Below are 11,474 nucleotides of genomic sequence, written 5' to 3'. Positions count from 1 at the left end.
TGGTGCATCCGGGAGGATTCGAACCTCCGACCGCTCGGTTCGTAGCCGAGTACTCTATCCAGCTGAGCTACGGATGCGTAAATGGCGGTGAGGGAGGGATTCGAACCCTCGATGCAGCTTTTGACCGCATACTCCCTTAGCAGGGGAGCGCCTTCAGCCTCTCGGCCACCTCACCAATTTACTTCTTAACTTAGCGACTAAGGAAACTTACGAAACCGTTCGTTGCTGCGTTGGCGCACATATTACTTTCCACGATTTATAAGTCAAACAATTTTTCGCGAAGAGTGTTTGTTTGCACAAAACCGCATCAATTAGCGCAAATCCTCGACGAATATCTTAACGAGTGTATAAAAAAACGGCCATGAACATAATTATGTTTCACAGCCGTTTGATAACCTGCCCCTGGTGAGTGCAGATAGATTAATACTCAGAATCCTGAGTCTTTTCAGCTTGGATGCGTTGGTAAATCTCTTCACGATGCACCGAAACCTCTTTAGGTGCATTGACACCGATTCTTACTTGGTTCCCTTTGACACCGAGTACCGTCACTGTTACCTCATCACCGATCATGAGGGTTTCACCAACTCGACGAGTTAGAATAAGCATTCTTTGCTCCTTGAAAGATTAAAAGAGTCGGGTCTCTGCATAACCCGGCACATCCATCGTTAACACTAAGTAATTAGGACAGTATTTTATTAATAAAATTCACTCAATCCGTAATTACTTATGCCTAGTAGTAGTTTAGCCGAAATACAGAGTTCTTACCTGACTTTCTCAAGAGATTCATTAAATGATTTTGGATGGTGTCTAATAAATATTATTAGACACCTATAAAAATCAGTTTAACCTATTGTAATTTATCAGAAATTATATCAGGGACTTCCGCTAATGTTGCAGATAACGCCTCAGGGAGGTTCCCCCCCGCTTGCGCCATATCTGGTCGACCGCCCCCTTTGCCACCCACCTTCGGCGCAATTAGACCAATGAGCTCACCCGCTTTGATTCGATCTGTCAGGTCTTTAGTGACACCAACAATAAGTGAAACTTTATCTTCACTCGTAGTACCTAAAACAATGACTGCTGAACCTAATTGATTTTTCAGGTCATCGACCATCGTCCGTAATAACTTAGGATCAACGGCAGGGAGTTCACTGATCAGTACTTTTACACCGTGAATATCACTAACTTGGTCAGCGAGCGAAGCACTTTTTTGTGCCGCCTGCTGATCGTTAAGTTGCTGAACTTGTTTTTCAAGTACACGAGCATGTTCGGTCAGCGCTTTAATCTTGTCATTAAGATTCGTGCTATTTGCTTTGATCAGTTGTGCTATTTGCGTTAACTGATCTTGGGCTGCAAAGACCGTGGATAATGCACGTTCGCCAGTGAAGGCTTCAATACGGCGTACACCCGCAGCAGTCCCTGACTCCGAGTCTACTACAAACAAGCCGATATCACCGGTACGTTGGGCATGTGTACCACCACACAGCTCTACGGAGAAATCCCCCATAGTTAATACACGGACTTGCTGATCATACTTCTCACCAAACAGAGCCATCGCACCTTTTTGCTTGGCATCATCAATATCCATGATATCGGTCGCTACCGGGAGGTTACGTCGAATTTGCTGGTTAACAATTTCTGTTACTTCGCGTAGCTGGCGATCGGTCATGGCTTCAGTATGAGAAAAATCGAAACGCAGATATTTATCGTTAACCAGTGAACCTTTCTGCGCCACATGCGGCCCTAACACTTGGCGTAATGCTGCGTGCAATAAGTGTGTTGCAGAGTGGTTGAGACGAATTTTAGCGCGGCGCGCTTCATCGACTTGAGTGTTAACGCGTTGTCCGACCTGCAATTCACCCGAGAGTAGACGCCCGATATGCCCTGGGCTCTTACCGTATTTTTGGGTATCTTCTACGGTAAATTCACTCTGGTCTGTCGTGATAACCCCCGTGTCACCCACCTGCCCACCGGACTCGCCATAGAAAGGCGTTTTGTCGAGAACGATGACAGCCTGCTGCCCTGCGTGTAGGGTATTGACTGATTGCCCGTCAACGAAGATTTCGCTGACTGTCGCGGGCAATGCAAGATGATCATAGCCATCAAACTCAGCGTCTTTTTCTACGCGGATTTGGCTGTTGTAATCGGCATTAAAACCACTTGCTTGACGAGCTCGTTGACGCTGCGCGTCCATTGCGGCTTCAAAACCAGCTTCATCGATTTTCAAATTACGCTCACGACAAACGTCGGCGGTTAAATCTGCTGGGAAACCAAAGGTGTCGTAAAGGCGGAAAACAATCTCGCCTTTTAATGTATCGCCTTGCAAGTTAGCTAACTCTTCGTCCAGTAACGCGAGACCACGCTCTAAGGTTTTCGCAAACTGTTCTTCTTCCGCTTTGAGTATATTTTCAACATGCTGTTGTTGTTTTTGTAGTTCTTCCCCTGCACTGCCCATCACGGCAATGAGTGGCGCAACAAGTTTGTAGAAAAAGCTTTGTTGCGCGCCGAGCATATTGCCATGACGCACAGCACGACGAATAATACGACGTAAAACATAGCCGCGGTTTTCATTAGAGGGAACAACACCGTCGGCAATTAAGAAGGCACAAGAACGGATATGGTCAGCAATCACGCGCAGCGATTTATTCGTAAGATCTTGGGTTCCAGTCACTTTTGCAACTGACGCGATCAGTTTTTGGAATAAATCGATATCGTAGTTGGAGTTAACATGTTGCAGTACCGCAGAAATACGCTCTAATCCCATCCCGGTATCAACGGAAGGTTTTGGTAGAGGCTGCATGGTACCGTCAGCTTGACGGTTAAACTGCATAAAGACGATGTTCCAGATTTCGATATAACGATCGCCATCTTCTTCTGGCGATCCAGGAGGTCCACCCCAAATATGATCACCATGATCATAAAAAATTTCGCTGCACGGGCCGCAAGGTCCGGTATCACCCATTTGCCAGAAGTTATCTGACGCATAAGCACTGCCTTTATTGTCACCGATACGAATAATACGTTCTGCAGGAACCCCAATCTCTTTTTCCCAGATATTCCATGCTTCATCATCGGTTTCGTAAACAGTGACCCATAACCGCTCTTTGGGTAAGTTAAACCATTGACTGCCTGTAAGGAGCTCCCACGCGAAGGAAATAGCCTCGCGTTTAAAGTAATCGCCAAAACTAAAGTTACCGAGCATTTCAAAGAAAGTATGGTGGCGCGCGGTATAGCCGACGTTTTCAAGGTCATTATGTTTACCACCGGCACGAACGCAACGTTGAGAGGTGGTAGCACGTGAATAATCACGTTTATCTTGGCCAAGGAATACATCCTTGAACTGATTCATCCCTGCGTTAGTAAAGAGTAACGTTGGGTCATTATTTGGAACTAGCGAACTGCTAGCGACAATTTGGTGGCCTTTGCTTTGGAAAAAATCGAGAAACGTCTGGCGAATCTCTGCAGTACTCTTGCTCATAAATGTCCTGGTATCATGCTTAACAGACGTTCCGTTACATCCAGATAACGGGAGTGCTCACCGCTAATCTGTGATAGTGGAACTCAAAGTCTCAATAAGATAAGTTTTCTTCACAGGGAAGTAAAATCTCAATCTTATTCATAGAGAAATATTTTCAAAAACAGCACGAATATCTTCGCTTTGAAAGCCTCGGCTGTAAAGATAACGTTGTAACTTCACTTTTTCTGGGTATGTCGTCGGCCAACGACGGCCGGCTTTTTTTTCGGCAACCTCACGTGCACATTGCTGCCAATCTATTTCGCTGTGCAATAAACCATATTGAATTGCTGCTTGCTCAAATCCTTTGCGTTGCAGATCTTGACTAATCCGCAGTGGCCCATACCCTCTTCGACTTCGCTGGGCAATAAACTGTTGGCAAAACCGTGGGTCATCGATGTAACCATGCTCGCGACACCATTCAATAACGCCTTCTAGCGTCTCTTCAGAGAGGACTAATTCTGGGGTGTTGTCACGTAACGCTTTACGCGCAATCGACTGACGTAATTTTTCGCGTAGTTCTTGCGTGCCATGATCGCGTTGTCCCAACATCCACACAGCACGTTGTAGAAGCTGTGAGTGCGTCACAACGTTGTTTGGCGCTTTACTCTCCACGGGTTATCCTTTTTTGTTGAGTACGTTGAAACAAAAAACGGGAGCCGCATCAGCAGGCTCCCGTTATTAACGTGACAGCAATAAATTAGAATTCTTCTTGTTCGTCACTCTCTCCAGAGGTGTCATGCTCTGTAGAGGTTTCGCCTTGATGGCTTGGATTATTGAGTAAGGTTTCACGCAGCTTCTGCTCAATTTCAGCTGCAATTTGCGGGTTTTCACGCAGGTAATTGCCCGCATTAGCCTTACCTTGACCAATTTTGTCGCCTTGGTAGCTATACCACGCACCGGCCTTCTCAATAAATTTGTGCTTAACCCCTAAATCGACTAACTCGCCGTAGAAGTTGATCCCTTCACCATACATAATTTGAAACTCTGCTTGGCGGAAAGGTGCCGCAATTTTATTTTTAACCACTTTCACTCGGGTTTCGCTACCTACCACATTTTCACCCTCTTTGATCGCACCGATACGACGGATATCAAGACGAACTGAGGCGTAGAATTTTAGGGCGTTACCGCCGGTGGTGGTTTCTGGGTTACCGAACATTACACCAATTTTCATCCGAATTTGGTTGATGAAAATAAGTAGTGTGTTTGATTGCTTCAAGTTACCCGCTAATTTACGCATTGCTTGGCTCATCATACGAGCCGCGAGACCCATATGTGAGTCACCGATTTCACCTTCGATCTCTGCTTTCGGTGTAAGAGCGGCGACGGAGTCAACGATGATGACGTCAACAGCGCCCGAGCGCGCTAGCGCATCACAGATCTCTAGCGCTTGCTCACCGGTATCAGGCTGGGAACACAACAGATTATCAATATCTACGCCTAATTTCTTAGCATAGACTGGGTCTAGCGCATGTTCGGCATCGATAAAGGCACAGGTTTTGCCTTTACGTTGTGCTGCCGCGATAACTTGTAAAGTGAGCGTGGTTTTACCCGACGATTCAGGACCATAGATCTCAACGATACGCCCCATTGGCAAGCCACCGGCTCCCAACGCGATATCTAAGGATAATGATCCCGTTGAAATGGTTTCAACATCCATCGTCCGGTCTTCGCCCAGACGCATGATGGAGCCTTTACCAAACTGCTTCTCAATCTGTCCTAACGCAGCTGCAAGTGCTTTTTGTTTGTTTTCATCGATAGCCATTTCAACTCCTAATCGTACTGGTTTTGCCAGCAAGGGGATTTTTATGCTTATGCATTTACTGACTCAATTATACTGTACAATCATACAGTATCAAGTTTAATTTTGAAAAATGTCTCTAAGGCTTTTAGCAAAGCAAAATGTACCGCTTGTTGGCGAATCGCGTCTCGTGACCCATGAAAATGGCATTGATAGGTCAATGTCTCTCCCGCTGCATGAGCAAAGCCGAAGCATACTGTCCCTACCGGTTTCTCAGTCGTTCCACCACCGGGGCCCGCAAACCCTGTTACCGAAATCGCATAGGTTGTAGAAAAGGCAAGACATGCCCCTTCAGCCATCTCTTTTGCAACAGCTTCGCTGACGACGCCGTACTGTATTAACGTATCTGCGGATACGGATAAAAAGCGTTGTTTACTCTGCTCACTATAAGTGACCACTCCACCGTCAAAATAAGCAGAACAGCCACTAATATCGGTAATAGCCTTAGAAATTGCTCCGCCGGTACAAGATTCAGCGGTCGTAATCGTGGTCTTAGACTCTGTAAGATGCTGACCAAGCATTCGACTCAGTGCATTGACATCGTTTAGTGTATTCATGCTTTCTCCATCAATCGAACGAGGCCAACACTGTAGCTTTTTTGAATGACTGTTGGGCTACCGAACTCCATATTTGTAGCCCGAAACTCACTTTATTCATATGACTTATAAATTATTTTGCCTAGAGATGCGAACTGACTCACCAAGCTGCCATACGGCCATCGCATAATGCGTACTGTGATTGTAACGTGTGATCGTGTAGAAATTGGATAATCCAAACCAATATTGATAGCTACTTCCCATATCAAGACGAAGCAAACTAACTTGTTGTGAACCGGAAAGCGGCTGTAGAGGACGCAAACCATATTGTGCCAATTGATTGACTGAGTAACGTGTTGAATAACCATTATCCAGTTGTGGTGCCTGACCAGAACCGACAATCGCAACAGGTTGGCCCGTTTTCCAACCATTTTTTTGGAAATAGTTAGCTACACTGCCGATCGCATCAACAGGATCCCATAGATTTATATGCCCATCACCATTGAAGTCAACTGCAAATTGTTGATAAGCGGATGGCATAAATTGTCCATACCCCATCGCACCAGCAAAAGATCCGCGTAAGGTCAACGGGTTGTCTTGTTCGTGCTGTGACATCAATAAGAAAGTTTCAAGCTCACTACTAAAATAGTCTGCTCTTCGTGGGTAATCGAAGGCAAGAGTGGCTAATCCATCAATGATACGTGTTTTACCCATAACACGGCCCCAGCGTGTTTCAACCCCAATAATACCAACAATGATCTCTGCCGGAACACCATACTGCGCTTCAGCGCGCGCCAGTGCATCGCTATACTGATTCCAGAAGGCGACACCATTTTGTACATTAGCATCGGTAATAAATTTATTGCGGTAGCGTAACCATGCCCCATTGGGCCTAGGTGCAGGAGTGTAGTTGGGGGCTTGGCGCTCCATAAGCGACAATACGTAATCTAACCGGCGAGTTTGACTCAGCCACATTACGAGTTGTTGACGGTTAAAATCGTGTTTTTTAACCATCATATCGATAAATTGTTCCGCCCGCGGATTACCAGCAAAATCGCCGGTCAGGTCGGTTTGCGTCAGTTCTGTAGGGGCAAGTAAGAACCCGCCTTGTGGGGTGCTAGGAGTACGATGCGAGTGGCTACTACAAGAACAAAGGAGAGTAATAATAGGTACGATAAGGTAATTAAATCGCATGCGAGCTCCACTAGCTAGTACATCGGCTTTCATTCTATGAGAAAGCTGGATTATTGACGCCATAGCATAATATAAAAGGCGGAAATTTTCTGCACAAGCTGATTAATTCCCATGCAGTCCATTTCCACCTCAAAGTGGGCACGTTTTCTAGCTTAGAAATACCATTTTCCGCCTAACGTCACACGATTATCATTGTAGCCTTGATTACCAATCTGTACGCCAGTATTTACCCAAACACGGCTTTGTTTACTTAGCGTAGCTTCCAAACCGAGTTTCATTTCGACAGCATTTTCAGCGCCGGCTAATTCCACTTTAGTATCATCCATTTTGACGCCATGACGTTTGAGATTATGCAGCCAATTAACTTCTGCGAACGGCTGGAAATAGCGTTCCGTGGCTTGATCAATCTGATGACGACCATGTATCCAGCTCCTAATCCCCAATTTACTCTGAAGATTATTCTTACCCGTATTACTAATGCGGGTGTTGTTGGCTTCCGTCAGTGTGCGATGTTTAACACCTTGATAAGTCAGCTGAGCTGAAGGCATAAAATACCAACGGTATTCAGATCCTTTACTGCCATTAAAACGTAAGACTTCGGAGACATAGCCAGCTTCTATACTGCCAGTTAAGCCTTTTGAGCGATAATATTCTGGTGTTAATTCATCGCCCTTAACCGAGTTATTAAACCAGTTATAGAGGAGCCAGCTATCGATATAGCCACCTTTTCCTGAATTATCGTTGATCCAGGTCGAATAGATACCGGTACTGTAGCCATTGACCGATCCTTTCGCGCGGTAACCAACCCGATTTGAAGAGGTGGTGTTGTTATGATGACCATAACCTGCCATCACGCCAGTGCTCCAACGACCGCCTGCTGGGGTCTCAATATGTAATAAGGCACCACCGAGCTGTGCGACATAACGATTGGCTTTCGTCGACAGCTGTCCACTGCCGTCGGACCAGCCACTACGGCCTCCCGACTGACGTAGCCAGAGGTTCGAGGTATTTTGTCCCGGTAACGGTGCTTCATGTTCAAACGGATCGGACTCTCTTTCAAAGAGCGAAGTATTGAAAAGCGTATTCCCCGCGACATAGTTAGCCAAATAACTGCCAGATTCAACACGATAGATAGGCTCTGGGCGAGGTGTTGGGGTTGGTGTTGGCATCGGGTCCGGAGTAGGATCAGGAATCGGTGTAGGATCCGGAGTCGGTGTTGGTGTAGGGTCCGGTGTAGGATCCGGAGTCGGTGTTGGTGTAGGGTCCGGTGTAGGATCGGGAGTCGGTGTTGGTGTGGGATCTGGCGTCGGCTGCTCTGAACTAAGAAACCAACTCTGCGCTTTTTTCACCAGATTATACTCATAAGCCCCCGCGACAATGCGGCCCTGCTGAGTAAACTGGCCGAATGAGGTACCCCCCACCGAAATAAGCTCTATACCCTGAACGGTTTCCGCTCCTCTCCCCCCAAGATTCGTAACGCTTACCCGCGTATTCCCGTCTAAGACATCGCCCTTGATAATCAGACGATTTCTTTGCGAATTATCTCCCGCTAAGACCGCGTTCATGAATAACTCACCAGAACCGCTATAGTTACCGTCAATCTTCAAAAAACTTGTACTATCGTTATCGCTAAAGGCGACGACTCCGTCATTATGTAAGTTATTTAGCTGGCTATCCCCCGTAATATTCCAGCGGCTGTTCTCTAACATGAGGCGCTCAACATTATACGCTTTGCCGGTCAATACACTGTTTTTGCCTTTTAGATCCACAAACAACTTATCATCGTTCTTGGCATAGAGACTGCCAATCAGCAGGCTATCCTGAGCATCAATATATAAAGCGGCGGGAATATCTTCTTGAGCATTATTTTTGGTTGTCAACGCAGCGACCGCAACGTCCGTATTACTTCTCACCACACTGTTCGTCAACCGTACTGCGCTAGCCCCCTGGATACCGAGGATGCCGATGCCTTCTTGACTTTCTAGGAAGCTATCTGCAATCACCGCATTGGGGGTAAGCGTACGTATTTGGTCGTAAGACCAACTATTCGTTTTACCATCACCCGCAATATAGAGTCCGGCGGCATCCATTCCTGAGGTGGATACTTGACTCTCTTTGATGTTTAACGTCCCTTGATTACTAAACAGGCCATGAGAAAGCTCCCCATCAGTAGTAATGTCTAAATCTTGGGCAGTAATAGCTGCCCCACTGACTGCCACTACGCCGAATGACGAGGCCTTACCAGTATAAATCTGTGAACTATTTAAAGAGATTGTTCCACCTTTCAAGGCGACGATACCATGGCCATTCTCGCCCGACGTATCCACTTGAACACTATAGCCGTTTACCTTACCTTCCGAATAAATGCCATAAGCCTTATCCCCGGTGACAATGAAACTGAGATCGCTTAATACCGCGTCGCTCATCGGTACGTTAGCCGTGGACTGTTGCAGCACTAAGCCATGAGATTTTTTACCCGATGTATAAAAATTCGCATTCTGCGCGACCATTTTACCGCCATCGTGGATCATCCAGACACCGTAGCTTCCATCACCTTCGGTATTATACTGGCCACCGAATATGGAGAGGAATTTAGTCCCCGTATTCATATTAACGGCATGGGAGTAGTTACCGCGAGCGGTGATATTCACCCTATTTAAGGTGACTTCTCCCGCCATCGCCCTAATTCCCGAGCCATTATGTGTCGATATCTCGCTATCCGAGACCTTCAAAATAGAGGGTGCATTATCATGGCTGTTAAACGCAATGCCATCGCCAATGGCTTCATTCGTGATGGTCGAGTTAGTGAGATCGACTTGACTGGAGGGGCCGATATTAATAGCGACGGCTTTATTATTGGGATTTTCCACTTTGACGATTAACTGATCGGCGGTAAATGACGATTTATAGACTCTAACGCCAACCCCACCAAATAGGGACACATTAATCATCGAGTTTCTTAACGTCACATTGGCGCCATTATCAATGACTAAAGCTCCATTGGGTGTTTTGTTATTCACAATAACAATATTTTCCCATAATCCCGATGATTCTAAGGTCAGCGTTTCGTGCTCTTGCGCATAAGCAGCACTCGGTGAGAGACAGAGAGCTAAACAAAGAAGGTGTTTTCTTGAGAAACCGATATCCTTCTCTTTTGATGAAAATCCTTTATTCATCATAATATCCTTATTTTAGAGGCAGAGTGTGTTGATAACGCCTTGATTATTTTTTGATATATATTTTGCAAACCGAAAAAAATCCGCGTGGTTATCAAAACCGAGTTTCCGACTGGCACTTCGATAATGTGTACGGATCGTTTTAATCGAACGATTAATTTTTTTAGAAATACAGTGGCAATCTAGCCCTTGACCAATAAAGGTCATGATCAAAAACTCAGACTGAGAGAGTTGCTGATAGCCTTTAATCTCACCATTTGTAATAAGGAAGCTTAAGTCGGCCTCATTGATCATTTTACAACTGGCTATCTCTAAAATTTTCGCCAATTTCTTTTCAATCTGTATTAAACGATAACGACGACAGTTAAAAGGAATATAAATATCCCCCCATCGCTGTGATGAGAAGATGAGCGAAGAACAACGCCGTGTTAATAATGAGGTACTGATTACGACGACTTCTTCATGAAAATCGAAACATAGATCAAAATAAGGCATATCGTCAGTGGCAATACATATTTGATTAGTTTTACCCTCCCAGTGTTTATGGACTAATGACAGGATACCTAGTTTAAAGTAGGCGTCTTCGCCAATAACCCGAATAACTAATACGTCCATTATTTACCCGCAAGAACAAGTGAGTGGCGATAGCAATTCCCATAAAAAAATTAAAACTAATCCGTGCACAGGATAGGGGAATAAAAAATATATGAGAATAGGATTTATTTATTGTTTACACCTATTAAAAAAATAATCCTATACATATAAAGTATTTTTCGTTAGGGGATAAAATTAGCCTTAGCCATCCCAATGTCGTAAGTCCCGGCTAAATTCAACGTAATAATATCGGAATAAGCAAGAAGCTTGGCGCTAATACTTATACTGAGTTGGGATACCGTCTGGCTGCGCGTTATGATGGGCAGTACCTTTACGACTAAATGATGAGGATCGATACGCGGCTCAAAGCGAACAATTGCCTGACGAATGGCCACCTCAATGTTGGGATAGTCTGCCGATGACATCGCCTCACCAATGGTAAGGCCCAATCCATAATTCAGTACCGATGCCTCGACCAATGCGTCTGCTTGACCATAGGTCAACCTCTGCGTGGGCTGGCTATTCAGTAATTGGCTAAGATCCTGTGTCACAAGGCGTTTAATGGTTGCAGGATCAGTCGCGAATATCTCGTCATGATCAGGGGTGTCGTCCAGAAGTTTATATAGTGTGATCGGCGTCCCATAAGAGGTTAAAGACAT

At 45.4% G+C, this 11,474-nt stretch carries 9 protein-coding genes and 2 tRNA genes; all 11 read right to left on the bottom strand.

Annotated elements, in window-relative coordinates:
• Nucleotides 1-77 (bottom strand) — tRNA-Arg (locus HGT73_RS11710).
• A 5-nt stretch (nucleotides 78-82) separates the two neighbouring features.
• A tRNA-Ser gene (locus HGT73_RS11705) sits at nucleotides 83-175 on the bottom strand.
• Nucleotides 176-420: 245 nt separating this feature from the next.
• Complete coding sequence (gene csrA, locus HGT73_RS11700) at nucleotides 421-606, bottom strand: carbon storage regulator CsrA (RefSeq protein WP_062812383.1); 186 nt, start codon at nucleotides 604-606, stop codon at nucleotides 421-423.
• A gap of 241 nt (nucleotides 607-847) precedes the next feature.
• A complete protein-coding gene (gene alaS / locus HGT73_RS11695; RefSeq protein WP_214215246.1) occupies nucleotides 848-3,478 on the bottom strand; it encodes an alanine--tRNA ligase in 2,631 nt (876 codons plus the stop codon).
• Nucleotides 3,479-3,616: 138 nt separating this feature from the next.
• Nucleotides 3,617-4,129, bottom strand: coding sequence for a regulatory protein RecX (locus tag HGT73_RS11690; RefSeq protein WP_214215245.1), 513 nt, complete (start codon nucleotides 4,127-4,129; stop codon nucleotides 3,617-3,619).
• An 85-nt stretch (nucleotides 4,130-4,214) separates the two neighbouring features.
• Nucleotides 4,215-5,279, bottom strand: coding sequence for a recombinase RecA (gene recA, locus HGT73_RS11685; RefSeq protein ID WP_214215242.1), 1,065 nt, complete (start codon nucleotides 5,277-5,279; stop codon nucleotides 4,215-4,217).
• Between the two features lie 80 nt (nucleotides 5,280-5,359).
• Nucleotides 5,360-5,872, bottom strand: a complete 513-nt coding sequence (locus tag HGT73_RS11680) for a CinA family protein (protein WP_214215240.1) — start codon at nucleotides 5,870-5,872, stop codon at nucleotides 5,360-5,362.
• A gap of 105 nt (nucleotides 5,873-5,977) precedes the next feature.
• On the bottom strand, nucleotides 5,978-7,045 hold the full coding sequence (gene mltB, locus HGT73_RS11675) for a lytic murein transglycosylase B (RefSeq protein WP_214215229.1): 1,068 nt from the start codon (nucleotides 7,043-7,045) through the stop codon (nucleotides 5,978-5,980).
• A 152-nt stretch (nucleotides 7,046-7,197) separates the two neighbouring features.
• Complete coding sequence (locus tag HGT73_RS11670) at nucleotides 7,198-10,224, bottom strand: autotransporter outer membrane beta-barrel domain-containing protein (protein ID WP_214215227.1); 3,027 nt, start codon at nucleotides 10,222-10,224, stop codon at nucleotides 7,198-7,200.
• Nucleotides 10,225-10,236: 12 nt separating this feature from the next.
• Nucleotides 10,237-10,836 carry a helix-turn-helix transcriptional regulator gene (locus HGT73_RS11665; protein ID WP_214215225.1) on the bottom strand — a complete coding sequence of 200 codons (600 nt, stop codon included), beginning with the start codon at nucleotides 10,834-10,836 and terminating at the stop codon, nucleotides 10,237-10,239.
• A 161-nt stretch (nucleotides 10,837-10,997) separates the two neighbouring features.
• The gene (locus HGT73_RS11660; protein WP_214215223.1) at nucleotides 10,998-11,474 is read right to left on the bottom strand and encodes a GPW/gp25 family protein; all 477 of its coding nucleotides are present in this window, start codon (nucleotides 11,472-11,474) and stop codon (nucleotides 10,998-11,000) included.

This window comes from Rosenbergiella australiborealis, from assembly GCF_018494035.1.
Lineage (GTDB): Bacteria > Pseudomonadota > Gammaproteobacteria > Enterobacterales > Enterobacteriaceae > Rosenbergiella > Rosenbergiella australiborealis.
Note: the sequence above shows the minus strand (reverse complement) of the source record. Positions and strands in the feature narration are given on the sequence as shown.